A 25438-nucleotide genomic window follows, 5' to 3' on the forward strand; every position below is an offset into this window, starting at 1 on the left:
GGGTGCTGCGCGGCTAGTCACCGGGCGCGGCACGCAGCGCGCCCAGGGCCATGGCCGCGATCTGCGTCTTGATCGCGTCACGATCCGTGCCTCGCTCGCCGAGGCGCGGGCGATACCAATAGACAGGCGCATTCAGCAGCATCATCAGGGAATGCAGAGCGATCGAGAGGTTCTGCCCGGCAAAGACGCCGCTTTCGATGCCCTCCCGAATGACATCGCGGAAGAGATCCTCGTAGGTGCCCTGCAATGCGCGGGTCTGCGCCGCGAGGGACCTTTCAACCTGGGTGGCGCCGCGATGCGGATGCGCGCGCATCGTCTCGACCACCACCCTGTGATAGGCCAGCGCCTGCATCATTACCTCGACATGCGCGGCGGCCATGCGGTGCAGCCGCGTGGCAGGATCCCCGCCGCCTCGATAGGCGGGCAGGACATGGTCATGGGTGAGCTGCACCGAGTGCAGACGGATGGCGCGGACCAGCTCTCCCTTGGAGCCGAAATGATGATAAATCTTCCCTTTCGTCGCGCCGAGACTGCGGGCGATGTCGTCGATGGATGTCAGCTCGACCCCGGCAACCGCGAAGCGGCGCGCCGCGGCATCCAGGATCGCGCGGCGCCGCGCATCCGGGCCTGCGTGGTCCGCGGCACTGCGCGCGCCGCTCAATGTCGCGGCCTCTTGGTCGCTGCGCGGGCGCGCATGGGTGCGTGGAGGGGCGGAATTGACACCATACCCGCTAGTATGCTTTCACGTTCCCAGGCTGTAAAGTCGCGCGATCACCTGGGGGAGCGGGCCGGCGATGGATATGAACCTTGGCATGAGCGACCGGGTGCGCGATCTGCGGGGCCGGGTGCGCGACATGATCACCGAGCGGATCGTCCCGCTGGAGGGCGAATTCCATGACGAGATCGCCGTCGGTGACCGCTGGACGCTCTCGCCGCGGCAGCGCGAGATCCTTGATGGGTTGAAAGCCGAGGCCCGCCGGCGCGGCCTTTGGAACTTCTGGCTGACGCAGAGTGACCGCGGCTACGGGCTGAGCACCGTCGAATACGCCTATCTCGCCGAGGAGATGGGAAAGTGCCTGCTCGGGGCCGAAATCTTCAATTGCTCCGCGCCCGATACCGGCAACATGGAGGTGTTCGAACGCTACGGCACCGATGCGATGAAGCGGCGCTGGCTCGCGCCATTGCTGGAGGGAGAGATCCGATCAGCCTATCTCATGACCGAGCCCGATGTCGCCTCCTCAGATGCCACGAATATCTCGATGTCCTGCCGGCGCGATGGCGATGCGTATGTCCTCGACGGCGAGAAATGGTGGGCCAGTGGCGCGGGCGATCCGCGCTGCGCGGTCTATATCGTGATGGTGCGCACCGGCGGTGACGATGCCCCCCGCCATGCCCGCCATTCGATGATCGTCGTCGATGCCGCCACTAAGGGTATCGAGAAGCTTCGCGCGATGCAGGTCTACGGCGCCGATGACGCGCCGCACGGGCACATGCACATGCGTTTCACCGATGTGCGCGTTCCGGCGGAGAACCTGCTTCTCGGTGAGGGGCGGGGATTCGAGATCGCTCAGGGTCGCCTCGGGCCCGGACGGATCCACCACTGCATGCGGGCGATCGGGCAGGCGGAGGCGGCCCTCGAGGCGATGTGCCGGCGCGCCTTGGCACGGGAGGCTTTCGGCAAGCCGCTGGCCGAACTGGGCGCCAATTACGACATCATCGCCGAATGCCGGATGGAAATCGAACAGGCGCGCCTGCTCTGCCTGAAGGCGGCCTGGATGATGGACCAGGGCGACGCGCGGGCCGCGGCCCCGTGGATCAGCCAGATCAAGGTCGTGGCGCCGCGCATGGCGCTCAAGGTCATCGACGAGGCGGTGCAGATGCATGGCGGCATGGGGGTCAGCCAGGATACCGGGCTGGCACGGGCCTGGGCGACAGCGCGCATCCTGCGCCTCGCCGACGGGCCCGACGCGGTTCATCGCCGGCAGGTGGCGCGGGCCGAACTGCGCGCCCATACACAGCGAGAGGCATGAGCTCATTCCGTCCAGCGCGCGCCCCGTGACTTCCGACGAGCTCGCCGCGCGGATCGGCGAGGAGATCGGTCTGTCCGACTGGATGCCGGTCACGCAGGCGATGATCGACAGCTTCGCCGACGCCACCGGCGATCATCAGTTCATCCATGTTGACCCGCAGCAGGCCGCGCTGACAGAGTTCGGCGGAACGATCGCACACGGTTTTTTGACCCTTTCGCTCCTGGCCGGCATGGCCGGGCAGGCGGTCCCGGCACTTCGCCACACCCGGCTTGCGGTCAATTATGGCTTCGACAGGCTGCGTTTCATCTCCCCTGTGCGCAGCGGCGCCCGCATCAGGGGGCGCTTCGTGCTCGCCGAGTTGCGGCGCGGACAGGCGCAGGTCACCATGGCCTGGAATGTCACGGTCGAGATCGACCATGCGCCGCGCCCCGCGCTCAACGCCAGATGGATCAACCGGACATATCTCGAGGAGACCGACTGATGGCCCTGCCCCCCCTGTTCGACAGTCTTGCGCTACCGATGGTCGCCGCTCCCCTCTTCATCGTCTCGACGCCCGAGCTGGTGATCGCGCAATGCAAGAGCGGCATCGTCGGCAGCTTTCCCGCCCTCAACGCGCGGGAGGCGGAGGGCGAGCCGATCATGCTGGAGGCATGGCTGAAACAGATCACCGAGGCTCTCGAGCGGCACAACCAGGACAATCCCGACCGGCCCGCCGCGCCATTCGCGGTAAACCAGATCGTCCACCGCTCCAACCAGCGTCTGGAGCGCGACCTCGAGATCTGCGCGCGTTGGAAGGTGCCGATCTGGATCACCTCGCTGGGTGCGCGCCCCGAGGTCAACGAGGCCGCCCATAGCTGCGGCGGCATCGCCTTGCATGACGTCATCAACGACCGTTTCGCGCGCAAGGCGATCGACAAGGGCGCGGACGGGCTTATCGCCGTCGCCGCCGGGGCGGGGGGGCATGCCGGCGCGCAATCGCCCTTCGCACTGATCCGCGAAATCCGCGCCTGGTTCGACGGCCCGCTCCTGCTTTCGGGTGCGATCGCGACCGGCGAGGCGCTTCTGGCCGCACAGGCGGTCGGCGCGGATCTGGGCTATGCCGGGTCGGCCTTCATCGCGGCCCGCGAGGCCAATGCGCAAGATGCCTACAAGCAGATGATCGTCGGTGGCGGCGCCAGTGACATCGTGACCTCGTCGCTCTTCACGGGGGTGTCCGGCAATTACCTGAGGCAATCCATCAGCAATGCCGGGCTCGACCCGGACGCTTTGCCGGGGGCGGATGCGTCTTCCATGAACTTCTCCGAAGGCCGCTCCAAGCCCAAGGCGTGGAAGGAGATCTGGGGCGCGGGACAGGGGATCGGTGCAATCACCGATGTGCTCCCTGCGGCCGAGGTGATCGCCCGCATCGGCGCCGAATACGCCGCTGCCCGCGCGCGCCTGCTGGCCGTGAGCGGGCCGTTTGCCGGGCAAGGCGCATCTGCATGAGCTGCGAGCTGATCCTCGTGCGCCACGCGCAGGCCTCCTTCGGCGCGGATGATTACGATGTCCTGTCCGAGCTTGGGCACCGGCAAGGCGCGGCGCTCGGCGCGGCGCTCGCCGCGCGGGGCGAGCGGATCGACGCGGTCTTCGTCGGCGCGCAGCGGCGGCACCGCGAAACGCTCGAGGCGATGGCCCCCGCGCTCGCGCTCGACGTATCCGCCGCACAGGTGCTGCCGGGCCTCAACGAGTTCTCCTCGGGCGACCTGCTCGATGCCCGTTTCGGGAATGGCCCGCGGCCGCCCGGCCTCGGCTCCGACAGGGAGGCGCATTTCCGCATCCTGCGCGACACCGTCCTCGCCTGGCAGCGCGAGGAGATCGGCGGCCGTGAGAGCTTCGTGCAATTCACCGAACGGGTTCTGCGCGCACGCAGGCTCATGGGCGCGACCGGCCGCCGCGTGCTCGCGGTGACATCGGGCGGAGCCATCTGCCGGATGATCGCCGACGTGCTCGAGGCGCCCCCGGCGCAGATGATGCACCTGCAGTTGCAGCTGGCGAATTGCGCGGTGAGCCGCATCATGATCGGCCAGGGGGGAATGCGCCTGCATTCGTTCAACGAGATGCCGCATGTCTCGGGGCCCGGCGCGGAATTCGTGACCTATAGCTGAGGAAGACACCATGCCCCAGGCTCCAGACCTCGAGGCCGTGCGCCGTTGGGTGGATGGGCGGATCGGCGGCTTCGAGGGTCCTTTCGAGATCGCGAAGTTCGATGTCGGCCAGTCGAATCCGACCTATACGATCAGGACACCCGCCGGCCGTTACGTGCTCCGCCGCAAGCCCGATGGCGTCCTGCTCAGCTCGGCCCATGCGATCGAGCGGGAATTCCGGGTGCAAAAGGCACTTGCGGGGACGGCGGTGCCGGTGCCGAAGATGTATCTTCTTTGCGAGGATCCTGAGATCATCGGCACGCCTTTCTACCTCATGGACCATGTCGAGGGGACCAACTTTCGCGACCCGCGGCTCGATGCTCTCGACGCGCCCGCGCGCGGCGCCCTGATGGCGCAGATGGGCCGGGTTCTGGCCGAGCTTCACATGATCGATCCTGTCGCCGCGGGTCTTGGCGATTACGCTCCGAAGGGCGATTACATCGCGAGGCAGATCGACCGCTGGACGGCGCAGTACCGCGCCTCGCAAACCGAGCCCGTGGCGGACATGGAGCGCCTGATACGGCGCCTGCCCGATGAGCGCCCCGGCATGCGGGACGCGCCGCGTCTCGTGCATGGCGATTACCGGCTCGACAACCTGCTTTTTGACGCGTCCGGAACCCCCTGCCGCGCCGTTCTCGACTGGGAGCTGTCGACCCTTGGCGATCCGCTCGCCGATCTCGCGGGTGTCGTCATGCAATGGCGGATGCCGCCGGGGCCTCAGGGGCGCGGGCTCGCGGGCATCGACAGGCAGGCGCTCGGTCTTCCCAGCGATGCGCAATTCATCGAGGATTACTGCGCGCGGCGCGGGATCGGGCCGATCGGGAATTTCGGGTTCTATCTCGGCTTTTGCTTCTTTCGCATGGCGGCCATCTTGCAAGGTGTGCGCAAGAGAGGGCTGGACGGGAACGCCTCGGACCCCCTGCGCGCGGCTCAGATCGGCGCCTGGGTGCCCCATTTCGCGCGCGAGGGCCTGGCCGCGCTCGACGCGCCGGGCGGGATCGGGGCGGGCAATTGATGCCGGCAATCATCCCCGAGCCGGTCGAAGATGAACGCTTCACCGCGTTGCCGGACCTCGTTCGCGCGCACGCCGCCGCGCGTCCCGGTGCGCCGGCCCTGCGCGCGGGGCCAAGGGCAGGGCCGGGGGCAGGAGCGGAGTGTCTCAGCTGGCACGCGCTTGCCGAGAGGATGGAGGCGACGGCGGCCCGGCTGCGCGCGGAGGGTCTTGCCCGCGGCGATGTCGTCGCCTCGCTCGCCGGCGTCACGGCCGAGCATGTGATCCTCTATCTCGCCGTTCTGGCGGCAGGAGGCTGCATGGCGCCGCTGCCGATCACCGCGCATCCAGATGCCATCGAGAGGATGATCGCGAATTGCGCAGCGCGCCGCGTCCTGGCCGATGACGCCCTTACCGGCGGCCGGGGGATTGCCGAAGCCGAGCCGCTCACCGCCTTCGTGGCCGGCGCCCCGCCGGCAGAGCCATGCCGCACCCCGACCGAGCCGGATGACCCGTTCGACATCATCTACAGCTCCGGCACCACCGGCGCACCCAAGGGCATCGAACACAGTCACCGCTTCAGATCGCGCCAGACGCGCCGTCTCGAAGGGCTCGGGATCGACAGCGACGCTCGCGCGCTGGTCTCGACCCCGATCTATTCCAATACGACACTCGCGCTCCTGCTTCCGGTCCTCGCCGCCGGCGGCTGTCTGGACCTCATGGAGAAGTTCGAGGCCGGCGCCTGGCTGTCACTGGCCGAGCAGCAGCGCGTCACCCATGCCATGCTCGTCCCCGTGCAATATCGCAGGATTCTCGAACATCCGGATTTCGCGATGCGCGAGCTGTCGGCCTTCCGTGCCAAGCTATGCACCTCGGCGATGCTGCCGGCGCCGCTGATCGAGCGGATCCTCGATGTCTGGCCGGGGCGGCTGATCAACATCTACGGCATGACCGAAGGGGGGGTGGGCGCGATCCTCGACTGCGGCGCCCATCCGGAAAAACTCCACACCGTCGGGCGCCCGGTCGCGGGAACCCGGCTGCGCATCGTCGGCGAGGACGGGACCCCATGCGCGCCCGGCGAGACCGGCGAGATCGTCGGCCGCTCGATCACGATGATGAGCGGATATCGGGGCGATCCCGAGCGCACGCGAGAGGCGCTGTGGACCGCGCCGGACGGACAGGCGTTCATCCGCTCGGGCGATACGGGGCATTTCGATGCCGACGGCTTCCTCGTTTTGCGCGACCGACGGCGCGATGTGATCAATTCGGGCGGCTTCAACGTGTTTCCCGCCGATCTCGAGGCGGTGCTCTCGGCGCATCCGGCCATCGCCGAGGCTGCGGTGATCGGCATTCCTTCATCGAGCTGGGGCGAGACGCCCTTGGCGCTCGTCGTGCCGAAGGCGGGGCAGTCGCTCGATCCCGAGGAGGTGCGCGCCTGGGCGAATGCACGGCTCGGCAAGGTGCAGAGGCTGTGCCGTGTCGAGCTCCGCGCCGCCCTGCCCAGAAGCGATATCGGCAAGCTGCTGAAGCGCGAGCTGCGCGCGCCCTACTGGAGCGGCACGGTGTGAGGCGGCGCCTTCCAGCCGTGGGCGCGGCCCTGCCCGGTGGGTTGCTGGCATTCGCCTTCGCCGCCCATCTGGCCGGCTCCGCGGGCGGCATCACCGCGGCTGTCCCCGTCAGCGCGGCGGCGATCCTGTTCTTCATCGCCGTGACGCTGCGCCATGCCGCCGCGATGGTCTGGGTCTTTCTCGCCGTGGCGCTGATCCTGATTCCGCTCGCCCTGCTGCTCGCCGAGCAGCCCTGGGGTCATGTCTGGGACGCGGCACGGCGCCTGTCCTTCCTTTCGGCCCTGCTCATCGCCCTCGTACTTTTGCGTCTCGTTGCCCTGCGCGATCCGCGTTTCGAGGCGGCCGGCGCCTTTCTCGCAAGCCGGCCGCCATCCCTGCGCTACGTCTCTCTCGGGATCGGCGGCAACCTTTTCGGTGTTCTCCTCAACTTCGGCGGGCTCGGGCTCTTGCTGGAAATGACCCTCGAGGGGCAACGGCGGGCCGAGGCGGCCCATCCCGTGAGCGCCCAGGTTCATGCCCTGCGCCAGCGCCGCATCGTCACGGCAGTGATGCGCGGCTTTGCGACCATCGCCTTCTGGTCCCCTTTCGGCATCGCACTCAACACGCTCCTGCTGATCTTCCCGGCCGTGCATTGGAGCGACGTGGCCCCCTACGGGCTCGGCTTCGCGGTGCTGATACTGGTGATCGGCGCGCTCTGGGACTACGCGGAGCGCCGCCGCATGCCCACGGCGCCCCCCGGCGCCCGGCTCGCCGGAGACGACGATGCCACGGGGGCCATGGGGCTCGGGGCGGTGGCGGCGCATCTCCTGGTCCTCGGCGCGATCGTCCTGGGGATCGATGCGCTGAGCGATTGGCCTTTCCAGAGCATCCTGGTCTCGACCGTTCCGATCTATGCCTTCTTGTGGTGCGTGGTCCTCAGGGGGACCGCCGGCCCGTCCGCGCTCTGGCACGATTTCTCGTGCCGGGCTCCGGTCTCGGTCAACGAGATCGGGGTCTTCGGGCTTGCGGGGCTGATCGCGACCCTGCTGATCGGCATCCTTCCGGTCGAACGCCTGGAGCCATTCATCGCCGCGCTCGCCGGCGGGCCGCTCGGGGCGGCGGGGCTGGCGGTTGCGCTCATGTGGGGCACGGTCCTGGCGGCGCTCGTGGGACTGCATCCCATCATCACCGTCGCGGTATTGGGCGAGCTGGTCTTCGAAACCGGCTCGGACGCGCCGGCGGTCCTCGTCATCATGGCCCTGATGGGAGGATGGATGTGTACCGTCATTCTCGCGCCGCTGGCCAGCACGGCCACCTTCGTCGGCGCGCTGGTGAAGCGGAGCGTCTTCGTGGTGACCTTCGGCTGGAACGGGGCCTTCGGCGCGCTGCTGCTCGCCGTTCTGTCGCTCTGCCTTGTCGTGCTCGCCATCGGCGGCGGCGGCTGAAGCGGCCCCCGCCGCCTCAGCGATCGCGCGCCGCATCCGCCGTCGCTGCCTCGACGTTGTTCTGCCGCTCGCGGTGAAAGACGTAGGCGCCGGAGGCGAGAATGATCGCGGCACCCAGCAGCGTCATCCCGTCGGGCATCTCGCCGAAGATCACGAACCCGACGGCGATCGCGCCGACGATCTCGAGATACTGGAAGGGCGCGAGCAGGCTCGCCTCGACCCGCGAGAAGGCGAAGGTGATCAGCAGGAAACTCATCATCGCGAGGGCTCCGGCGCCGATCACCATCAGCAGCACCCAGCCCGGCAGGACCGATGGCGCGGCGCCGGGAAGAAGCGCCCACCGCGCCCCCTGGACGATCAGGACGATGACGCCCGCGAAGAGCGAGGCGCCGAACTGGAAGCCGAGGGCCGATTGCCGCCGCGTCGCCTTGCGCATGATGATCATGTTCAGCGCGTAGGCAAGTGCCGCCAGCAGCGGCAGCAGGGCCACCGGCCCGAACGCGGCGAGATTGGGCCTGATGACGATGAGCGCGCCGATCAGCCCGACGGCGACGGCGGCATAGCGCCGTGGGCCGGGGACCTCTCCGAGAAAGAGACCGGCCAGGAGTGTCAGCAGAAGCGGCTCGACGAAGAAAATCGCGATCGCGGTGGCGATCGGCATCGCTTCGAACGCCGTCACGAGCGACAAGGTGACGGTCAGGATCATCAGCGCCGACATCAGCGACATCGGCGTCAGCACGGGGCCGCGAAGCTGCGCGCGGAAGACGAAGGCCACCGGGATGAAGAAGGCCACCTGCGCGAGGCTGCGCCAGATGGTGACCTGCATCGGGGTGGCGACGGCCGTCAGGCTCTTGGAGATCGAATCGCCGAGCGGCAGAAGCGCCATGGCGACGATCATCGCAAGCATTCCGGCACGCTTGTCGAGAAGGGCGGACCTTGCGGCAACGGACGTGGCGATGGACATGGGAAATCCTCCGACGGCACCGCCGCGCGGTGCCGGAACAGTTCCGGGCGTTCAGGACAGGGTATGGGGGTGCCAGGTGACGCCATCACCATGGACAAGTCCGCTCTAGGATCTCGGCAGGGCCCGGTCAACCTTCGTGTTCCGCGCGGTGCAAGATGGCGCGTATCGGCGCCTCATCTCTCGCGCCGCGCGCCGATATACCATGCCGCGATCTGCTGCCGGGCCTTTTCGTCCATGTTGAACGCGTTCGGGGGCGGCATGGCATGGGTGCGGCCCGCCTGCAGGTAGATCCGAGCCGCGTGCCGCGCCACATCGGAGCGCGTTTCGAGGATTACTCCTTTCGGAGGCCAGCGCAGCCCTTCCCATGAGGGCTCGCGCGCATGGCACATCGAGCAGTTACCTATCACCGCCAGGTAAGCCTCCTCGAACCCGTCGGCACTGGCAAGCTGCGACTGCCTTGGGGTCAGGGCCACGTCCTCCTCGGCAAGGATGGGGCCGGGCCGCGCCGAAAGCCACGCGATCACGAGCATGATCACCACCGTCGCCGCCCAGGTCCAGTGCGGCCCCCGCCCGGTTCGGTGCCGCGTGTTGAAGTAGTGGCGGATCGTGACGCCGGTGAGGAAGATCAGCGCCGCGATGATCCACGCATTCTCGGTCGCGAAGGCCAGCGGATAGTGGTTCGACAGCATCAAGAAGACCACCGGCAAGGTCAGGTAGTTGTTATGCATCGAGCGGATCTTGGCGATCTTGCCGTATTTCGCGTCGGGGCTGCGCCCGGCCTTGAGATCGGCCACGACGATGCGCTGGTTCGGCATGATCTGGAAAAAGACGTTCGCGGTCATGATCGTTGCAGTGAAGGCACCCAGGTGCAAAAGCGCCGCCCGGCCGGTGAAGACCTGGTGATAGCCCCATGACATTGCGACGAGAATGCCGAAAAGGAGCAGCATCAGAAGGGACGGCCGATCCGAGAGCCGCGATCTGCACATCGCGTCATAGGCCAGCCAGCCAAGCGTCAGCGACGCCGCCGAGATCACGATACCCTGCCACAGCTCGAGCCGCGCGCGCGAGGGATCGATGAGGTAGAGCTCGCCGCCGACCCAGTAGACGATCATCAGAAGGGCCGCGCCGCTCAGCCATGTCGCGTAGCTTTGCCATTTGTGCCAAGTCAGGTGATCGGGAAGACGATCGGGCGCGACGAGATACTTGACCGTATGATAAAACCCGCCGCCATGGACTTCCCATTCCTCGCCATGGGCCCCGCGCGGCAGCGCGTCACTCGGCTTGAGCATCAGGTCGAGCGCTATGAAGTAGAAGGATGCGCCGATCCAGGCCATCGCAGTGATGACGTGCAGCCAGCGCACGGCAAAGGCGATCCAGTCCCAGATGATCGCGAGATCGTACATGCCGGCCCCTCCCGCCGCGTGCCCGGACCGAATGGGCCGGACCTTGTCCTTGACGTGTTGTGCAGAAACGCAGGCCGGGCATCAAGGCGGGACGCGCCGCGGGTCGGGCGCGGCCCGGCCGCGCGTGTTCCCTTTCCCCCCGCGGTCAGCTTCCGCGGTAGGTCGAATACCCGAAGGGCGAGAGCAGGAGCGGCACGTGGTAATGCGCCTCCTGCGACATGGCGAAACGGATCGGTATCAGTCCAAGGAAGCGCGGCGTCTGCGGGGCGGCGTCCGTCCGGTCGAGATAGGCACCGGCATGGAACAGCAGCTCGTACTCACCGCATGCGAATTGCGCGCGGGGCAGGATGGGCGTCTCGGTCCGCCCGTCCTCGTTCGTCGTCATCGACCGCAGCAAGGTGCGGTCATCGCCGGTGATGCCGAAAAGCTCGATCGTCATCTGCGCGGCGGGACAACCGCGCGCGGTATCGAGCACATGCGTCGTCAGGTATCCTGTCATGAATCGCTATCCTGTTTCGTTCGCTCCATCCTAGCCGTCCGGGGCGCTCCGTGACAAAGCCGCAATGCCGCTTTATCGCCCGCCATGCTTTGCAACGGCGCCAATTCGTTCCATGGATCATGTGACGCGAACCCGAGGTGACCCGAATGCAGCGCTACCCCCGAGATCTGAGCGGCCATGGTCCGCATCCCGTTCACGCGGACTGGCCGAACGGCGCGAGGATCGCCGTTCAGATCGTGCTGAATTACGAGGAGGGCGGGGAGAGCAACATCCTGCATGGCGATGCCGCGTCGGAGGCCTTCCTGTCGGAGATGACCGGTGCACAGCCCTGGCCGGGACGGCGCCACTGGAACATGGAATCGCTCTACGAATACGGGAGCCGGGCAGGCTTCTGGCGGCTGCACCGTCTCCTGAAAGAGCTGCCGGTCACGGTTTTCGGTGTTGCCACCGCCCTTGCGCGCGCGCCCGAGCAGGTCGCGGCGATGAAGGACGCTGGCTGGGAGATCGCCAGTCACGGTCTGAAATGGGTGGAGCATGCGCAGATGGAGCCGCAGCAGGAGCGCGCCGAGATCCGCGCGGCGATCCGGCTGCACGAGGAGGTCACCGGAAGCCGGCCGCGCGGTTGGTATACCGGGCGGTGCTCGATGGACACGGTCGCCATCGCCGCCAGCGAGGGGCAATTCGCCTATATCGCCGACAGCTACGCCGATGATCTGCCCTACTGGGTCGAGACCGGCGGGCACGCGCAGCTGATCGTTCCCTACACGATGGATTGCAACGACATGCGCTTCGCCATCCAGGCGGGGTTCACCGAGGGCATGCAATTCGAGACCTACCTGAAGGACAGTTTCGACATGCTCTATGCCGAAGGCTGCGCAGGAACGCCGAAGATGCTGTCGATCGGGCTGCATTGCCGGATAGCCGGGCGGCCCGGCCGGGCCATCGCCCTCAAGCGGGCGCTCGATCACATGCGGCGGCACGAGCATGTCTGGTTCGCGAGCCGTGCGCAGATCGCCGATCACTGGAGACGCGCCCATCCGCCCCGAAGCGGTCCGCGCCCCTCGCAGATGGACAGGGACAGTTTCGTGGAGGCTTTCGGCGGTGTATTCGAGCATAGCCCCTGGATCGCGCAGGCCGCCCATGACGCCGAGATGGGACCGCATCACGACAGCGCGGCGGGGCTCCACGGGGCGCTTGTCCGCATCTTTCGCCGCGCGGATGCCGAACGCCGCCTCGGGGTGTTGCGGGCGCATCCCGATCTTGCGGGCAAGCTTGCGCAGGCCAGGCGCCTGACAGCGGCATCGAGCGCGGAGCAGGCTGCCGCCGGCCTCGACGCACTCAGCGATGACGAGCGCGCCCACTTGATGCGACTGAACGAGGAATATACCGCGACGTTCGGCTTTCCCTTCATCATCGCGGTTCGCGATCACGACAAGGCGGGGATCATCGCGGCCTTCGAGCGCCGGCTGCACAATGACCGCGAAGCCGAGTTCGCCGAAGCCTGCCGGCAGGTCGAACGGATCGCGGAGCTGCGCCTTGCCGGGTTGCTCGGCACATGAGCGCGCGAATTGCGGCAAGCGCGCTCGATCGCCGGAAATTCGCGCGGTTCGGCGATGTGATCGACACGCAGGGCGCCCCGGACAAGCGCATCAACCAGGGGCTCTGCGCACGCTACCACGACCGCGCCGCGCTCGACTTCGAGGATGGCCGCGCCGGTATCAGCCTCTTTGACGGCGTTCCGCGCGCCCTGCCGTTGCAACTCGAAATGATGGAGCGGCATCCGCTGGGAAGCCAGGCCTTCGTGCCGATGAGCCTTGCACCGTTCCTTGTCATCGTCGCGCCGGACGAGGCGGGGCGTCCGGGACGGCCCCGCGCCTTCATCACCGCGCCGGGGCAGGGGATCAACTACCGGCGCGGTGTGTGGCACGGGGTGCTGACGCCGCTGCATGCTCCAGGGCTCTTCGCGGTCATCGACCGGATCGGCGCTGGCGCCAATCTCGAGGAGCACTGGTTCGAGACGCCCTACACCATCGTCGCCGCCTGAAGCCGCGGCGCGGATCGGCGCTTCACGCGCCCGCTCGGGGACGCAGCGCCATGTGACGGTTCACGTCCTTGTAGAGCAGGTAGCGGAAGCGGCCCGGCCCCCCAGCGTAGCAGGCCTGCGGACAGAAGGCGCGCAGCCACATGAAGTCGCCAGCCTCCACCTCGACCCAGTCGGCGTTCAGCCGGTAGACCGCCTTTCCCTCGAGCACGTAGAGCCCATGCTCCATCACGTGGGTCTCGAGGAAGGGGATCACGCCGCCGGGCTCGAATGTCACGATCGTGACATGCATGTCATGTCTCATGTCCTGCGGATCGACGAACCGCGTGGTGGACCAGGCGCCCTTCGTTCGGGGCATTTCGGTCGGCGCGATCTCCGCCTCGTTCGCGATCACCACGTCGGGCGCCGGAAGACCGGGCGCGGGACTGTATGCCTTGCGGATCCAGTGGAAACGCAGGACATCCCGTGCCTCGTTGCGAAGGCTCCATTTCATGGCGGGAGGAAGATAGGCATAGCCCCCGGGGCCAAGATCGTGCACCGCGCCATCCACATCCAGGCGGGCGGTCCCCTCGACGACGAAGAGCACCCCTTGCGCGCCGGCATCGGGTTCAGGGTCGGTCGATCCACCGCCGGGCAGAACCTCCATGATGTATTGCGAGAAGGTTTCCGCGAACCCGGTCATCGGACGGGCGAGCACCCAGAGGCGCGTGTCGGTCCATCCCGGCAGGAAGCTGGTGACGATGTCGCGCATCGTGCCCTTCGGAATGACCGCGTAGGCATCGGTGAAGACCGCGCGATCGGTCAGCAGCTGTTCCTGACCCGGATGCCCCCCATGTGGCGCATAGTAGTCTGCCGGCATTGTCGTGTTCCCCATGATCGTGACCTGACGCAATATGACGCTCCGGCCCGCCGCCCGAAACCCGCATTGCCGGCAAGCCCGGTGTCCCTCATGCCGAAGGATCGCGGCTGCCGTCCTTATAGTCACATAATCCTGATTACCGGTCATTCATGAGCGGCTCGGATTTGCCGACAGCAATCCCGCTGAACCTAGAACTTCATGCCCGGCAGGTTCAGCGATGCCGTGTTCCCCCCATCCACCGCGATCGCCTGGCCGGTGATGTAGCTGGCATCGTCGGAGGCAAGGAACGCGATGACCGACGCGACCTCCTCGGGACGGCCATAGCGGCGCAGCTCGCAGCGCGCGCCGAGGCGGTCCTCCTTGCCCGTCGCCCTGGCGTGATCGAAGACGGGCCTCGTCATTCCCGTTTCGATGAGACCGGGACAGACCGCGTTCACCCGGATCCCGGCCGCGCCGAAATCGCAGGCAGCCGTCATCGTGAAATTGATCAGCCCCGCCTTGCTGGCCGAATAGGCATTGCCCCCCGCGCCCGAACGGATCCCGGCGACCGAGGCGGTGTTGACGATGCAACCGCGCGCGGCGCGCAGGAGAGCGGCGGCGTGACGTGTCAGCGTGGCGGCGCCCAGGAGGTTGACCTCGAGCACCTGGCGCCAGTCCCCTGCGTCTCCCGCATCCGCAGGGTCGAGCCCGCCCAGGAGTCCGGCATTGTTGCACAGGACATCGAGGCGCCCTTCGGTGGCGCCGATCTGCGCGACGCAGGACGCGATGGCGCTCTCGTCGGTCACGTCGAGCGGAACGGCCCGCGCCCCCAGCTCGCCGGCAAGGGCGTCGAACGCGTCCGATGGCAGGTCGGCCAGAACCAGCCGCGCGCCCTCATGCGCCAGACGGCGTGCGGTTGCCGAGCCGATCCCGCCGGCCGCCCCGGTGATCAGCGCCGTGCGCCCCTCGAAACGCCGCGTGCTCGCTTGGTTCATGCCCATCTCCCCGTTCCGGCGCGTCCCCTACCGCGCCGCTGGCGGGATGATGACGGATCGCGCGAAGGGCGCAAGCCCGCTCATCCAGCCGCCGGCACCTTGGGCAGGACCACGTCGACATTCGCCTGCCCCAGCAGTTGGTAGATCTCGGCGAAGGACTGGTCGGCCGGCATCGACTCGTGCTTGCGCTGACTGAGGAAGGCTTCGGCCGGCGCGTGGAACCGCATCGCGGCATCGGTCTCGGCATCCGTTCCGGGACGGTAGGCGCCGATGCGGATCAGCTCCTCCATGTCGCCGTATTTCGCGAGAACCCGGCGGGCGGCCTGCAGCACCGCGTATTCGGCGGCGTTATGGCAATCGGGAAGCATCCGGCTGATGCTTTTCTGAAGGTTCACCGCCGGGTAGCGGCCACGCTCGGCGATGGCCCTGTCGAGCACCACATGTCCGTCGAGGATGCCGCGCACCGTGTCGGCGACGGGCTCGTTCATGTCGTCACCGTCGACGAGCACGGTATAGAGGCCGGTGATGTCGCCGGCTGTTCCGGTTCCGGGACCCGCTCGCTCGAGCAGTTGCGGCAGTTCGGAGAAGACCGTTGGCGGATAACCCTTTGATGTCGGCGGCTCACCTCCCGACAACCCGATCTCGCGCTGCGCCATGGCAAAGCGGGTCACGCTGTCGATCATCAGCAGGACCTGCTTGCCCTGGTCGCGGAAATGCTCGGCCACCGCCGTGGCGGTCCAGGCCGCCTGCCGGCGCATCAGTGGGGGCTCGTCACCGGTCGATACGACGAGCACGGCGCGGGCCATGCCCTCCGCCCCGAGGTCTTCCTGGATGAAATCCTGCACCTCGCGTCCGCGCTCACCGACGAGGCCGACGACGATCACATCCGCCTCCGCGCGCCGTGCCAGCATCGCCATCAAGGAGGATTTGCCAACGCCGGAGCCGGCGAAGACGCCCATCCTCTGTCCCCGGCAGAGCGGCGTGAAGATGTCGAAACACTTGATCCCGGTATCGAGCTTGGCCCCGACGCGGCGCCGCGCAAATGCGGAAGGCGGCGCGGCCTTCACCTGACGCGGCAGGTTGCCCTCGTGCAGATGGCCCGCCCCGTCCAGCGGCTGCCCGAGCGCGTCAACGACGCGGCCGATCCAGCTGTCATCGGGACGCAGCATGGCGCCATCCTTGCTGAGCTCGACCCGGTCGCCCGCCGCCACCCCGTCCCAGGTGCCGAATGGCAACACATGCGTGCCCTGCTCGTCGATCCCGACAACCTCTCCAAGGATGGGGCCGCGCGCGCCATGGACGCGGCATCTCTGACCGATCCCCATCGCGCGCGTCATCCCCGCGACGGTAAGCGACAGGCCCGTGATGGCGGCGACAGTCCCGCTCACCTTCGCAGGTGTCAGCCCGCGTGCGACGCTCGACAGTTCCGAGAATGTGGTATGCATGGACAAATATCCGGTAGCCAGCTCAGACTATACATGCTATCCATGTTCAAGCGGCAAGGAAACACATAATGAAACTTGGTGAACTATCTTTCTTCGACACGGCATCGAAGCGCATGGATTACCTCGGCACGCGCCAGCAGGTCGTCTCGGCGAACATCGCCAATGCCGATACGCCGGGTTTCAAGGCGCAGGAGACCGCCTCTTTCTCGAGCATGCTCGACGGCACGCGCGGCGGCGGCATGCAGGTGACGGATGCGCGCCATATCGCAGGCTCCGCCGGACCGGGCAATCTGCGCGTGAGCGACGATGCCGCGGCCTGGGAGACGACGATGGACGGCAACACGGTCGTGCTCGAGCAGCAATCCATCAAGTCGAACGAGATCACCGAGAATTACCGTCTCGCAACGCAACTCTACCGCAAGGGCCACGACCTTCTGGCGGTGGCGATATCGGGGCTGCGCTGAGCGGCATGACCGGCGCGTGGCTTGCGTGCCGCTGAAACGAGGACTGATTGGCACATGGACGCGCTGAAATCCATCATCTCCATCGCCGCGAGCGGCATGCATGCGCAAAGCGAGCGGCTCAAGGTCGTTTCGGAGAACGTCGCGAATGCCGATACCAAGGGCACGACCCCCGGCTCCGACCCTTACCGGCGCAAGATCATCAGCTTCGAGGAGATGCTGGACCGCGAAAGCGGTGCGAGCATGGTGCAGGTCTCGGACATCGCGCAGGACCGCTCCGAATTCACCCTGCTCTTCGATCCGGCCCATCCCGCGGCGGATGCGAACGGCTTCGTGAAGGCCTCTAACGTCAATCCGCTTCTCGAGATGGCGAACATGCGCGAGGCTTCGCGCAGCTACGAGGCGAACCTGAACATGTTCGAGGCAGGGCGGCGGATGCGCGGCCAGATCATCGACCTTCTGAAGTAGCCTTTTCCAACCCGAAATTCCCCCAAGAAGAAGTCTTGAACCATGTCGGAATTCTCCACCATCTCCTCCAGTCTGGCACGCGGTGCCTACCGCTCCTCCCAGGATCTCGCGGGCCAGACGGCAAACCTTCCCGATCCCGCGCGCGCGCAGGGCGGCCCCTCATTCTCGGACGTGCTCAAGGAAGCATCCGCCAGCGCGGTCGAGACGGTGCGCGCGGGCGACGCGGCGGCGGTGGCCGGCCTGCGCGGTGACATCACCACGCAGCAGGTCGTCGAGGCGACGATGGAGATGGAAACGACGGTGAAGATGGCCGTTTCGATGCGCGACAAGTTCGTCGCCGCCTACCAGGAAATCCTGCGCATGCCGATCTGAGGCAGGGCGATGCTGGCCCGGACGGAACCGCGATGAACGAAGCCGACACCTACGACATCCTCTCGGACGCGCTGCTGGCGGTCCTGTGGTCGTCGGCGCCCGTGCTCGCGCTGTCGCTGGGCGTCGGCCTTGCCATCGCTCTTTTCCAGGCTCTGACGCAGATTCAGGAAATGACGCTGACCTTCGTGCCGAAGATCGTGGTGATCTTTCTGACGCTGCTTTTCAGCCTGCCTTTCATGTATGGCATCCTCAAGGGGTTGTCGGACCGGGTCTTCGACCTCATCGTCGGGGGCGCCGTGTGATGCGGAGGGGCGGGCCACTGGGGCGCTGGCGCGCAAGGGCCGTGCCGGCCTTCATCGCGGTTTGCGGATTGCTCGCGGCGCTGCCCGCCTCGGCATGGACCGGGTTCTATGGCGGACCGGCCGCGGAACCCGCCGCGCCCACCGGCGCGAGGCCCGGTGCCGCGGATGACGGTCCCGATCCGGCCGGCGGCATCTGCGTGCGCGAGATCCTCAAGGCGCAGTTGCGGCACGGGATTCCCGACAACCTGTTGCTCGGCATCGGACTGCAGGAGGCGGGGCGCACGCATCGCGGTGAGCTCACCGTCTGGCCCTGGGCGGTCAACGCCGCCGGCGTCGGGCGCATCTTCGATACCGTCGACGGCGCGCTCGGCTGGATCGGGGAGCGGCGCGCCGCCGGCATCAGTTCCATCGATGTCGGCTGCATGCAGATCAACATGCGCTGGCATCCCGACGCCTTCACCGATGCGCGCCAAGGCTTCGACCCCCGGCTCAACGCCGATTACGCCGCGCGGTTTCTCAAGGATTTGCACCGCAAGACGGGCGACTGGTCGCTTGCCGCCGGATCGTACCATTCGGTGACACCCGACAAGCAGGCGATCTACCTCACATCGCTCAAGAGCAACCTGCGCCTGGCCAATCAACGCATCGAGACCTTCAGGGCGATGGCGCGCCGCGCCGAGACCGCCGTAGCTCCCGTGCCCCCGCGGGCGCACGCATCCACATCCGGCCGGGCCGCCGCCCAGCCCCGTGGCAGCGGCTTCTGGTCGAGCGGGACCGGCACGGGCCGGGCGGAGCGCCGGAGCATCTACAGCAGCGAGGCGATCAGGCCGATCCTGCCCGTCTTCACCAGGGGAGATTGAGATGAACGGAGAGAAAACGGGTCCGCTTGGGGGCGGTCTCTTTTCCGCCGGTCTCGCCAACCGCGATATCGGCTTCGCCGTAGGCGTGGCCATGGTGCTTGCGGTGCTTTTCGTTCCGCTCCCGCCGGTGATGCTCGATCTTGGGCTCGCGATCTCCCTCTCGATCTCGGCGCTGATCCTGATGGTGGCCCTGTGGATTCCGCGCCCGCTTGAGTTCAACTCCTTTCCGCAGCTCCTGCTCGTCGTCACCTTGCTGCGCCTGTCGTTGAACGTCGCCTCGACACGGCTGATCCTGAGCGAGGGCCATACCGGCCCGGGCGCCGCCGGTGGCGTGATCGAGGGTTTCTCGCGCTTCATCGTCGCCGGAAGCTTCGTGATCGGGGTGGTGATCTTCGCGATCCTCGTGATCATCAACTTCATGGTGATCACCAAGGGCTCGACCCGCATCGCCGAGGTTGCCGCCCGCTTCTCGCTCGACGCGATGCCCGGCAAGCAGATGGCAATCGACGCCGATCTCGGCACGGGGCTGATCGACGAGGACGAGGCGCGCCGCAGGCGCAAGGAGCTCGAGGACGAGAGCGGTTTTTTCGGCGCGATGGACGGCGCGGCGAAATTCGTGCGCGGCGATGCCGTGGCGGGGATCATCATCACGCTGATCAACGTCATCGGCGGGATCCTCATCGGCACGATCCAGCATGGGCTGAGCGTCGGGGAAGCGACCGATCTCTACACGACCCTGACCATCGGCGACGGTCTGGTCAGCCAGATCCCCGCCCTGATCGTGTCGATCGCCGCCGGTCTCATCGTGACCAAGGGCGGCACCGTCGGCGCGGCGAACGAGGCGGTGCTGGCGCAGCTTGCACGGTTTCCCAAGGCGCTCTACATGGCGTCGGTCCTGCTCTTCGGCATCGGCCTGCTTCCGGGCTTTCCCGTCCTGATCTTCGTGCTGATGGCCGCGTTGATGGCCGGTCTGGGGATTTACATGCAGCGCCAGGCCCGCGATGCGCAGGAAGCCGAGGCCCGCCGCGCCAGCGCCGGCCCCGAGGCAATCCCCCTGACGCCCGAGGACGAGCTCAAGGACGCGATCAGGATCGATGATCTGCGCCTCGACGTGGGCAGCTCCCTCGTTCCTCTGATCAGCAACGACACGTCGGTCCTGCCGGGCAAGGTCAAGAGCCTGCGGAAGCTTTTCGCGCGTGAGTTCGGCTTCGTCATCCCCTCGGTGCGTATCAAGGACGACGCCGCCCTGCCCTCCGGCACATACGCAATCAGCGTGCAGGGTGTCGAAGCGGTGCGCGGCGAGATCAAGGCGACCGGTCTCATGGTGCTCAATCCCGGGGAGGGCGAGACGATCCCCGGCACCCCCACGAAGGACCCGGCCTTCGGGCTCGACGCGGTCTGGGTCGATGCGGGCTTCGGGGCCGAGGCAGAGCGGCGCGGTCTGACCGTGGTCGATCCCGAGAGCGTGATCACCACCCACATGACCGAGGTCATCAAGGAGCACATGCCCGAGCTTCTGACCTATGCCTCGGTGCAAGCGCTGATCGACGGGCTCGACCGGAACTACCAGAAACTCGTGACCGACCTGTCGGGACCCTCCCCGGTCATCCTCGTGCAGCATGTCCTGCAGGCGCTGCTGGCCGAGCGCGTCTCGATCCGCAACCTGCCCCTGATCATCGAGGCGATCGCCGAGGTTGGCCGCAACAGCTCCAACGTGGTCAAGATCACCGAGCATGTCCGGCGCAAGCTCTCCAATCAGATCTGCAATGCACTTGCCGGCGACAGCAGCTTCATCTCGGTCATCACCATGTCGCCGGCCTGGGAGTCGGAATTCATCGAGGCCGTCAGGGTCAGCGGCGATGAGCGCAACTTCGTGATGTCACCGCAGCGGGTGCAGGAATTCGTCCTCCAGGCCCGCAAGGAAATCCAGCGCCTCGCGCAGGAGGACGAATGGCCCGCGCTTCTCGTCAGCCCCGAGGTGCGCAGCTTCGTGCGCTCGATGCTCGAACGCGTCAGCCCCCTGACGCAGATCGTCTCGCATAGCGAGATCCACCGGAAGGCCTCGCTGCGCACCGTCGCCACCATCGGCGGCTGAGCATGGATCTCGCGCAGTTCATGACCGTGCAGATCATGGGCTTCGCGATGGTCTTCGCGCGCATTGGCAGCGTCATGGTCTTTCTTCCCGGTTTCGGCGACCGCCAGGTCCCGGTGCGCCACAGGCTGTTCTTCGCGCTCGTCCTCTGCGCGGCCCTGCTGCCGGCGATCCCGCTCGGGCCGCTCGATCTCGGCGCGCCCTCCGCCCTGGTCGCGGGTTTCGCGATCGAGGTGACGATCGGTATGTGGATCGGGATCAATGCGCGCATCCTGATGTCGGCCCTGCAATTCGCCGGCTACCAGATCGGCTATGTCTCCGGGCTGGCCAACGCTTTCGCCCCCAATACCGGTGCCTTCGAGGGGGCGACGATGATCGCCTCGGCGCTCTTGATGGCCGGAACCACCCTGATCTTCGTGACCGACCTGCACCATGTGATGATCGGTGCCCTGCTGATGAGTTACGAGGTCTTTCCGCCCGGGCTCCTGATGCCGGGCGATCTGGCCGAGCAAACGGTGCGCGCATCGGCCATGAGCCTCTATATCGGGCTTGCCCTGACCGCGCCCTTCTTCGTGCTGGGCATCGTGCTCAATATCGGCCTTGGCCTTGCGAACCGGATGATGCCGACCCTTCCGGTCTTCTTCGTCGCCGCACCGGTCTTGATCGCGGCGGGTCTTTTCACCATGGTCGTGGCCGTACCCTCCATGCTGCGCATGATGATCGCGGAACTGGCCGAATGGCTTGGCCGCCTGACATTCTAGGAACCCGATGGCCGGCGATGACGAGGACAAGAGCTCGAAGACCGAGGAGCCGACCGAGCAGAAGCTGAAGAAGGCGCGCCAGAAGGGTGATGTTCCGAGCTCCAAGGAGACCGGCAACATGATGGTCGTCTTCTCGCTCTTCATGATGACATGGTTCCTGCTGCCGCAGACTGGCAGCGAGTTGGCCGAGATGATGCGGCGCCTGCTGGAATCGGCGGGACAGATCGGTGTCGCCACCGGAAGCGCGGGCCTCTCCGATCTCGGCGCGGTGATCCACGAGCTGGGCGCCAGCGTGATCCGCGCGATGGCGCCGGTTCTGGGCCTGATGGTTGCCGCCGCGCTTTTCGGGGTCCTGATCCAGGGCGAAACCGTGGTCGCGCTCGAGCGGATCAAACCCAAGGGATCGAAACTCTCCCCGCTCGGCGGGCTGAAGAAGATGTTCTCGCCCGACAGCCTCGTCGAGTTTCTCAAGAGCACGGCAAAGGTGGCGATCATCGCCGTCATCGCCACCTTCGTCGCGCGCCAGGCACTGACCGGCATCTGGCAAGCGCCGGGCTTCATCCCCGAGCATTTGCCCGGCTACGTGCGAGGCGCGGTCGCGATGATGCTGATCCTCGCCGCCGTCCTTCTGGTGCCGATCGCGATCGCCGACATCATCTGGAAGCGGGCACAGTGGATCAAGAAACAGCGCATGTCGCTCAAGGAGGTGCGCGACCAGCACAAGGAGAGCGAGGGCGATCCGCACTTGAAGGCCAAGCGCGGCGAGATCAGGCGCAAGATGTCACGCCAGCGCATCGCGGTGGCGGTGCCGACGGCGAACGTGATCCTGACCAACCCGACCCATTACGCGGTCGCGCTGCGCTACGAGATGGGCCGCGACCAGGCGCCGGTCTGCGTGGCGAAGGGCACCGACAAAATCGCCGCCCAGATCCGACGCATCGCACGCGAGAACGAGGTTCCGGTGGTCGAAAACCGACCCCTCGCGCGTGCCCTGCACGCCGTGGTCGAGATCGACGACACGATCCCCGTCGAGCATTGGCAGGCCGTGGCCGAGATCATCGGTTACGTGATGGATCTCGGCCGGACGGGACGGCGCAAGCCGCCCGAGGGATCGTCCCTGCGCGAGGAGGACTGAGCGCGCGCGCCGCCGGTCAGTTGAGCTGGATGCCCTCAAGCCGCTGATCGCCGGGCAGTTTGGAGCGCTCGAGGATGATCTGCGAGATCGCCCGGGCGCGGACCGGGCTGAGCTTGGCGAGGATCGGAGCGGCGTCGCGTTCGGCCATGGTGCCGAGCACCATCACCGAGACCTCGATGTCCAGATCGTCCATGATCAGCGCGGCTTCCTTGGGCTTCATGTTGCGATAGAGCGCGACCAGCCGGTCGACATCCGAAGTCTGCGCCGCCGCGACCTTGGCGAGCAGGGCCTCCAGATCGCTCTTCAGCTCGCCGAGGCGCGCGGTTTCCGCCGCGAGCTGTTCGGAGGCCAGTTCGATCTCCGAGCCGCGCTGCTCGAGCTCGGCCTGCTGCTCGGTTACGAGCTCGCGCTCGCGGGTGAGCGCGGCGAGCATTTCCTCGGGCATCTCGCAGGCGGTCTCGGCAGGGGCCGCGACCGGCAGTGCGGCGGGTGCCGGCGGTGTCCGCGGCGCCTCGGGCGCGGCTTGCGCGGCATAGCTCAGCGCCTCGCTGCGAGAGGCGACATCTGCCCCCAGATAGCCGCTCTCGGCGATCGACAAGCCACCCTTGGCCAGTCCCGCAAGCGCCAGCCCGGCAAAGATGAGGGTCGCGGGACGCCTCATACCTCGCGCTTCCGGGCCGATTCGAAGAAGCTGCGCACCAGGTCGGACTTGCCGGCAACCGTGGTCGATCCGGCGCGCGGGGCGGCCGGGGCCGCGGGCTGCGCCTCGTTCTGCACGGGCGCCGCCGCCGCGGTCTCGGCCGCCTCCTCGCGAACGGCGCGGGCCGCATCATTGACCTGGCTCGTTGCCGATTTCAGCGCGCTGAGCGAGTGCTCGGAGCGGTCCACGGCGGCGGAGAACTTGCCGACCATGGGTTGCAGCTCGCGCAGGGCCTCCATCAGGGTTCGCACGCGGCGATCCACCAGAAAGGCATAGCCCAGCGTTCCCGCGAGCAGCAGCAGGATCATTCCATCAATCAAGAGCGCCATTGAGTTCTTCCATTTCCTTGTCTTCCAGTTTCTCGGTGACCCGAAGGGCAACCGATCCGTTGCGCCGGCGTCCCATCGCGGCGCGGAACATCGGCCGGCCGCTGCAGGTGACCGTCGCGAGATTGTCGCCGGCAATGCCCAGATCGATGGTCTGGCCACGCTGCCAGGCGAGGACATCGTTCAGCGGCACCTGCAATTCATGCAGCACCGCAGTCAGGTCGACATTCGTTCCCTGCAGCGAGCCGGCAAGCTGATCGCGCCAGCCGGTATCGACCCCGAGCTGCGCACCGAAGAAGCTTTCGATCAGTTGGGGCCGCAATTTCTCGAAGGTCGCGTTCGGTATGACGAAGATCAGATTGCCGCCGCGCCCCTCGACCTCGACCCTCAGCTCGACCTTGATGCAGGCGCTCGCGGGTGGCGCGAGCACCAGCGCCCTCGGGCTGTTTTCGAGATGATCGACGCAGAACTCGACATCGGTGACCGGGGCGAAGGCCGAACTGAGCTCGCGCAGCGCCACGTCGCAGAGCTGCGAGCCGATCCGCTTCTCGATCGTCGTGAAGCTGCGCGGCTCCCATTCGCGCTCGCCCGCGGTGCGCCCGCCAAGCATGAATTCCAGGAGCGAAAAAAGAAGCTTGGGTTCGATAACCGTCGCCAGGCGTCCCTCCCAACCGGTCGCGGAGGTCATCGCCACCAGCGTCGGTGCGGCGAGCGAATCGAGCGCCGCACCGCAATTGCCGTAGGAAAAATCGGTAAGCGTGACTTCCGTTGTGGCACCACTATAGCTCTTGATCGCGCCGCTCAGCGACAGGGCGAACCGGTCGAACAGCACCTCGAGCATCGGCATGCGCTCGTAGCTGATCGTCGCCATGTGGATGATCTGTTCCTCGACAGGACCGTCGGGGGTATCTGACGTCACTGAATCGATCATTGGATGATAAGGTCCGCGATAAGGATTTCCTGAGGAGCGTCGCTTTCGGTGATGGCACGGGCACGGCGCAGAAGCTCGGTCTTGAGCGTGACGAGGCCGATGCTGCCCTGCAGGTCGCGCTCGGTCAGCAGGCGCAGGTAGTCCTGGAACGAATCGCGCAGATGCAGGCGACGCGGCTCGATATTCGACGCCCCCTCCGCGCCGTTGTCATAGACGAGGGCGATGTTGATCTTGAGAAAACGGCTCGTACGACGCCCGGTGGCCGTGATCGAGGTGATGTTGACGATGATCTCCTTGAAGGGCATCGCCACCTTCTCCGAAACGGGCGCCGTCTTGTCGTAGCCCGACTCAGCGGCGGCCGCGCCCTCCTCTTCGACGCCTTCGACCAGCTCTGCCTCGACGATCTGCGCCTCTGGCATCGGCGCACCGGTAAAGAGGGCCGTCACCCCGTCCAGGCCCATGGACACGGTCAGACCGCCGATGGCCGCTGCGCCGGAGATCAGCAAGACGAGCGCAAGCATCATCAGCTTGCGGCCGGCCGATACCTTCGGCGGTGGGGCATCCATGGTTGTCTGTGCCATCTGTTCCGTCTGCGTTTGATGAACTGTTGCCACAGGTTGTCAGCATAAACGGATGCGAACAAGTATAA

General features: G+C 66.8%; 28 protein-coding genes. 17 read left to right on the forward strand and 11 right to left on the reverse strand.

What is annotated here, in order from left to right:
- Nucleotides 1-13: 13 nt before the first annotated feature.
- Nucleotides 14-661, reverse strand: a complete 648-nt coding sequence (locus PMES_RS14740) for a TetR/AcrR family transcriptional regulator (protein WP_159966496.1) — start codon at nucleotides 659-661, stop codon at nucleotides 14-16.
- Nucleotides 662-794: 133 nt separating this feature from the next.
- Between PMES_RS14740 and PMES_RS14745 the strand changes: the two genes are divergently transcribed.
- Genes PMES_RS14745 through PMES_RS14775 form a run of 7 tightly spaced genes read left to right on the forward strand, consistent with a single transcriptional unit; the run spans nucleotide 795 to nucleotide 8196 of the window.
- On the forward strand, nucleotides 795-2030 hold the full coding sequence (locus PMES_RS14745) for an acyl-CoA dehydrogenase family protein (RefSeq protein ID WP_159966497.1): 1236 nt from the start codon (nucleotides 795-797) through the stop codon (nucleotides 2028-2030).
- A gap of 25 nt (nucleotides 2031-2055) precedes the next feature.
- Nucleotides 2056-2511, forward strand: a complete 456-nt coding sequence (locus PMES_RS14750; protein WP_201289015.1) for a MaoC family dehydratase — start codon at nucleotides 2056-2058, stop codon at nucleotides 2509-2511.
- Nucleotides 2511-3515 (forward strand): NAD(P)H-dependent flavin oxidoreductase, encoded by a 1005-nt coding sequence (locus tag PMES_RS14755; protein ID WP_159966498.1) that lies wholly within the window; start codon nucleotides 2511-2513, stop codon nucleotides 3513-3515. Before PMES_RS14750 ends, PMES_RS14755 begins: the two co-directional genes overlap by 1 nt.
- Nucleotides 3512-4174 carry a histidine phosphatase family protein gene (locus tag PMES_RS14760; protein WP_159966499.1) on the forward strand — a complete coding sequence of 221 codons (663 nt, stop codon included), beginning with the start codon at nucleotides 3512-3514 and terminating at the stop codon, nucleotides 4172-4174. The genes PMES_RS14755 and PMES_RS14760 overlap by 4 nt, the downstream gene beginning before the upstream one ends.
- 10 nt (nucleotides 4175-4184) lie before the next feature.
- Nucleotides 4185-5228, forward strand: coding sequence for a phosphotransferase family protein (locus PMES_RS14765; RefSeq protein WP_159966500.1), 1044 nt, complete (start codon nucleotides 4185-4187; stop codon nucleotides 5226-5228).
- The gene (locus PMES_RS14770) at nucleotides 5228-6772 is read left to right on the forward strand and encodes a class I adenylate-forming enzyme family protein (protein WP_159966501.1); all 1545 of its coding nucleotides are present in this window, start codon (nucleotides 5228-5230) and stop codon (nucleotides 6770-6772) included. Before PMES_RS14765 ends, PMES_RS14770 begins: the two co-directional genes overlap by 1 nt.
- Nucleotides 6769-8196, forward strand: a complete 1428-nt coding sequence (locus tag PMES_RS14775) for a hypothetical protein (protein ID WP_159966502.1) — start codon at nucleotides 6769-6771, stop codon at nucleotides 8194-8196. The genes PMES_RS14770 and PMES_RS14775 overlap by 4 nt, the downstream gene beginning before the upstream one ends.
- Nucleotides 8197-8212: 16 nt before the next feature.
- Here the strand turns inward: PMES_RS14775 and PMES_RS14780 are convergent, their stop codons facing one another.
- The 3 genes from PMES_RS14780 to uraH all read right to left on the reverse strand — a co-directional run bounded on the left by PMES_RS14780 (nucleotide 8213) and on the right by uraH (nucleotide 11062).
- Nucleotides 8213-9160 (reverse strand): DMT family transporter, encoded by a 948-nt coding sequence (locus tag PMES_RS14780; RefSeq protein WP_159966503.1) that lies wholly within the window; start codon nucleotides 9158-9160, stop codon nucleotides 8213-8215.
- Nucleotides 9161-9333: 173 nt separating this feature from the next.
- Nucleotides 9334-10563, reverse strand: a complete 1230-nt coding sequence (locus tag PMES_RS14785) for a urate hydroxylase PuuD (protein WP_159966504.1) — start codon at nucleotides 10561-10563, stop codon at nucleotides 9334-9336.
- 145 nt (nucleotides 10564-10708) lie between these two features.
- Nucleotides 10709-11062: a hydroxyisourate hydrolase gene (uraH, locus tag PMES_RS14790; protein ID WP_159966505.1), complete on the reverse strand. Its 354-nt coding sequence runs from the start codon at nucleotides 11060-11062 to the stop codon at nucleotides 10709-10711.
- Nucleotides 11063-11208: 146 nt separating this feature from the next.
- On the opposite strand from uraH, the gene puuE reads away from it, so the two are divergent.
- Both puuE and PMES_RS14800 read left to right on the forward strand, forming a co-directional pair.
- The gene (gene puuE / locus PMES_RS14795) at nucleotides 11209-12621 is read left to right on the forward strand and encodes an allantoinase PuuE (protein WP_159966506.1); all 1413 of its coding nucleotides are present in this window, start codon (nucleotides 11209-11211) and stop codon (nucleotides 12619-12621) included.
- A complete protein-coding gene (locus tag PMES_RS14800) occupies nucleotides 12618-13106 on the forward strand; it encodes an ureidoglycolate lyase (protein ID WP_159966507.1) in 489 nt (162 codons plus the stop codon). Before puuE ends, PMES_RS14800 begins: the two co-directional genes overlap by 4 nt.
- A 22-nt stretch (nucleotides 13107-13128) precedes the next feature.
- On the opposite strand, the gene PMES_RS14805 is transcribed toward PMES_RS14800, so the two are convergent.
- The 3 genes from PMES_RS14805 to fliI all read right to left on the reverse strand — a co-directional run bounded on the left by PMES_RS14805 (nucleotide 13129) and on the right by fliI (nucleotide 16381).
- Entirely contained in the window at nucleotides 13129-13962 is an 834-nt protein-coding gene (locus PMES_RS14805) for a bifunctional allantoicase/(S)-ureidoglycine aminohydrolase (RefSeq protein WP_159966508.1), read from the reverse strand.
- Between the two features lie 188 nt (nucleotides 13963-14150).
- Nucleotides 14151-14936, reverse strand: coding sequence for an SDR family NAD(P)-dependent oxidoreductase (locus tag PMES_RS14810; RefSeq protein ID WP_159966509.1), 786 nt, complete (start codon nucleotides 14934-14936; stop codon nucleotides 14151-14153).
- 80 nt (nucleotides 14937-15016) lie between these two features.
- Nucleotides 15017-16381, reverse strand: a complete 1365-nt coding sequence (gene fliI, locus PMES_RS14815) for a flagellar protein export ATPase FliI (protein WP_159966510.1) — start codon at nucleotides 16379-16381, stop codon at nucleotides 15017-15019.
- Nucleotides 16382-16449: 68 nt separating this feature from the next.
- Here fliI and PMES_RS14820 point away from each other — a divergent pair, with 68 nt between their 5' ends.
- From PMES_RS14820 to PMES_RS14855, 8 genes are read left to right on the forward strand one after another with little or no spacing between them, the layout of a single operon-like run.
- A complete protein-coding gene (locus PMES_RS14820) occupies nucleotides 16450-16845 on the forward strand; it encodes a flagellar basal body rod protein FlgB (RefSeq protein WP_159966511.1) in 396 nt (131 codons plus the stop codon).
- A gap of 54 nt (nucleotides 16846-16899) precedes the next feature.
- The gene (flgC, locus tag PMES_RS14825; RefSeq protein ID WP_159966512.1) at nucleotides 16900-17310 is read left to right on the forward strand and encodes a flagellar basal body rod protein FlgC; all 411 of its coding nucleotides are present in this window, start codon (nucleotides 16900-16902) and stop codon (nucleotides 17308-17310) included.
- A gap of 42 nt (nucleotides 17311-17352) precedes the next feature.
- On the forward strand, nucleotides 17353-17682 hold the full coding sequence (gene fliE, locus PMES_RS14830) for a flagellar hook-basal body complex protein FliE (protein WP_159966513.1): 330 nt from the start codon (nucleotides 17353-17355) through the stop codon (nucleotides 17680-17682).
- Between the two features lie 32 nt (nucleotides 17683-17714).
- Nucleotides 17715-17984 (forward strand): flagellar biosynthesis protein FliQ, encoded by a 270-nt coding sequence (gene fliQ / locus PMES_RS14835; RefSeq protein ID WP_159966514.1) that lies wholly within the window; start codon nucleotides 17715-17717, stop codon nucleotides 17982-17984.
- Between the two features lie 41 nt (nucleotides 17985-18025).
- A complete protein-coding gene (locus PMES_RS14840; RefSeq protein WP_236549825.1) occupies nucleotides 18026-18844 on the forward strand; it encodes a lytic transglycosylase domain-containing protein in 819 nt (272 codons plus the stop codon).
- A gap of 1 nt (nucleotide 18845) precedes the next feature.
- The gene (gene flhA, locus PMES_RS14845; protein ID WP_159966515.1) at nucleotides 18846-20939 is read left to right on the forward strand and encodes a flagellar biosynthesis protein FlhA; all 2094 of its coding nucleotides are present in this window, start codon (nucleotides 18846-18848) and stop codon (nucleotides 20937-20939) included.
- 2 nt (nucleotides 20940-20941) lie between these two features.
- Complete coding sequence (locus PMES_RS14850) at nucleotides 20942-21697, forward strand: flagellar biosynthetic protein FliR (protein WP_159966516.1); 756 nt, start codon at nucleotides 20942-20944, stop codon at nucleotides 21695-21697.
- 7 nt (nucleotides 21698-21704) lie between these two features.
- A complete protein-coding gene (locus tag PMES_RS14855) occupies nucleotides 21705-22832 on the forward strand; it encodes an EscU/YscU/HrcU family type III secretion system export apparatus switch protein (RefSeq protein WP_159966517.1) in 1128 nt (375 codons plus the stop codon).
- A 16-nt stretch (nucleotides 22833-22848) separates the two neighbouring features.
- Here PMES_RS14855 and PMES_RS14860 read toward each other — a convergent pair whose 3' ends face one another.
- Genes PMES_RS14860 through PMES_RS14875 form a run of 4 tightly spaced genes read right to left on the reverse strand, consistent with a single transcriptional unit; the run spans nucleotide 22849 to nucleotide 25370 of the window.
- The gene (locus PMES_RS14860; protein ID WP_159966518.1) at nucleotides 22849-23493 is read right to left on the reverse strand and encodes a MotE family protein; all 645 of its coding nucleotides are present in this window, start codon (nucleotides 23491-23493) and stop codon (nucleotides 22849-22851) included.
- Nucleotides 23490-23861 carry a flagellar motor switch protein gene (locus PMES_RS14865; protein ID WP_159966519.1) on the reverse strand — a complete coding sequence of 124 codons (372 nt, stop codon included), beginning with the start codon at nucleotides 23859-23861 and terminating at the stop codon, nucleotides 23490-23492. The genes PMES_RS14860 and PMES_RS14865 overlap by 4 nt, the downstream gene beginning before the upstream one ends.
- Nucleotides 23845-24777, reverse strand: a complete 933-nt coding sequence (locus PMES_RS14870; RefSeq protein WP_159966520.1) for a FliM/FliN family flagellar motor switch protein — start codon at nucleotides 24775-24777, stop codon at nucleotides 23845-23847. Before PMES_RS14870 ends, PMES_RS14865 begins: the two co-directional genes overlap by 17 nt.
- Nucleotides 24778-24785: 8 nt before the next feature.
- Nucleotides 24786-25370, reverse strand: a complete 585-nt coding sequence (locus PMES_RS14875) for a flagellar basal body-associated FliL family protein (protein ID WP_159966521.1) — start codon at nucleotides 25368-25370, stop codon at nucleotides 24786-24788.
- Nucleotides 25371-25438: the final 68 nt, after the last annotated feature.

Origin of the sequence: Profundibacterium mesophilum KAUST100406-0324 (assembly GCF_009835145.1) — a bacterium.
Taxonomy (GTDB): domain Bacteria; phylum Pseudomonadota; class Alphaproteobacteria; order Rhodobacterales; family Rhodobacteraceae; genus Profundibacterium; species Profundibacterium mesophilum.

Excerpts from the sequence above, each read along its gene's own strand:
- PMES_RS14745 (WP_159966497.1), top strand. The coding sequence starts at position 795 with ATGGATATGAACCTTGGCATGAGCGACCGGGTGCGCGATCTGCGGGGC.
- PMES_RS14755 (WP_159966498.1), top strand. The coding sequence starts at position 2,511 with ATGGCCCTGCCCCCCCTGTTCGACAGTCTTGCGCTACCGATGGTCGCC.
- PMES_RS14760 (WP_159966499.1), top strand. The coding sequence starts at position 3,512 with ATGAGCTGCGAGCTGATCCTCGTGCGCCACGCGCAGGCCTCCTTCGGC.
- PMES_RS14765 (WP_159966500.1), top strand. The coding sequence starts at position 4,185 with ATGCCCCAGGCTCCAGACCTCGAGGCCGTGCGCCGTTGGGTGGATGGG.
- PMES_RS14770 (WP_159966501.1), top strand. The coding sequence starts at position 5,228 with ATGCCGGCAATCATCCCCGAGCCGGTCGAAGATGAACGCTTCACCGCG.
- PMES_RS14780 (WP_159966503.1), bottom strand. The coding sequence starts at position 9,160 with ATGTCCATCGCCACGTCCGTTGCCGCAAGGTCCGCCCTTCTCGACAAG.
- PMES_RS14785 (WP_159966504.1), bottom strand. The coding sequence starts at position 10,563 with ATGTACGATCTCGCGATCATCTGGGACTGGATCGCCTTTGCCGTGCGC.
- uraH (WP_159966505.1), bottom strand. The coding sequence starts at position 11,062 with ATGACAGGATACCTGACGACGCATGTGCTCGATACCGCGCGCGGTTGT.
- puuE (WP_159966506.1), top strand. The coding sequence starts at position 11,209 with ATGCAGCGCTACCCCCGAGATCTGAGCGGCCATGGTCCGCATCCCGTT.
- PMES_RS14800 (WP_159966507.1), top strand. The coding sequence starts at position 12,618 with ATGAGCGCGCGAATTGCGGCAAGCGCGCTCGATCGCCGGAAATTCGCG.
- PMES_RS14805 (WP_159966508.1), bottom strand. The coding sequence starts at position 13,962 with ATGCCGGCAGACTACTATGCGCCACATGGGGGGCATCCGGGTCAGGAA.
- PMES_RS14810 (WP_159966509.1), bottom strand. The coding sequence starts at position 14,936 with ATGAACCAAGCGAGCACGCGGCGTTTCGAGGGGCGCACGGCGCTGATC.
- fliI (WP_159966510.1), bottom strand. The coding sequence starts at position 16,381 with ATGCATACCACATTCTCGGAACTGTCGAGCGTCGCACGCGGGCTGACA.
- PMES_RS14820 (WP_159966511.1), top strand. The coding sequence starts at position 16,450 with ATGAAACTTGGTGAACTATCTTTCTTCGACACGGCATCGAAGCGCATG.
- flgC (WP_159966512.1), top strand. The coding sequence starts at position 16,900 with ATGGACGCGCTGAAATCCATCATCTCCATCGCCGCGAGCGGCATGCAT.
- fliE (WP_159966513.1), top strand. The coding sequence starts at position 17,353 with ATGTCGGAATTCTCCACCATCTCCTCCAGTCTGGCACGCGGTGCCTAC.
- fliQ (WP_159966514.1), top strand. The coding sequence starts at position 17,715 with ATGAACGAAGCCGACACCTACGACATCCTCTCGGACGCGCTGCTGGCG.
- flhA (WP_159966515.1), top strand. The coding sequence starts at position 18,846 with ATGAACGGAGAGAAAACGGGTCCGCTTGGGGGCGGTCTCTTTTCCGCC.
- PMES_RS14850 (WP_159966516.1), top strand. The coding sequence starts at position 20,942 with ATGGATCTCGCGCAGTTCATGACCGTGCAGATCATGGGCTTCGCGATG.
- PMES_RS14855 (WP_159966517.1), top strand. The coding sequence starts at position 21,705 with ATGGCCGGCGATGACGAGGACAAGAGCTCGAAGACCGAGGAGCCGACC.
- PMES_RS14860 (WP_159966518.1), bottom strand. The coding sequence starts at position 23,493 with ATGAGGCGTCCCGCGACCCTCATCTTTGCCGGGCTGGCGCTTGCGGGA.
- PMES_RS14865 (WP_159966519.1), bottom strand. The coding sequence starts at position 23,861 with ATGGCGCTCTTGATTGATGGAATGATCCTGCTGCTGCTCGCGGGAACG.
- PMES_RS14875 (WP_159966521.1), bottom strand. The coding sequence starts at position 25,370 with ATGGCACAGACAACCATGGATGCCCCACCGCCGAAGGTATCGGCCGGC.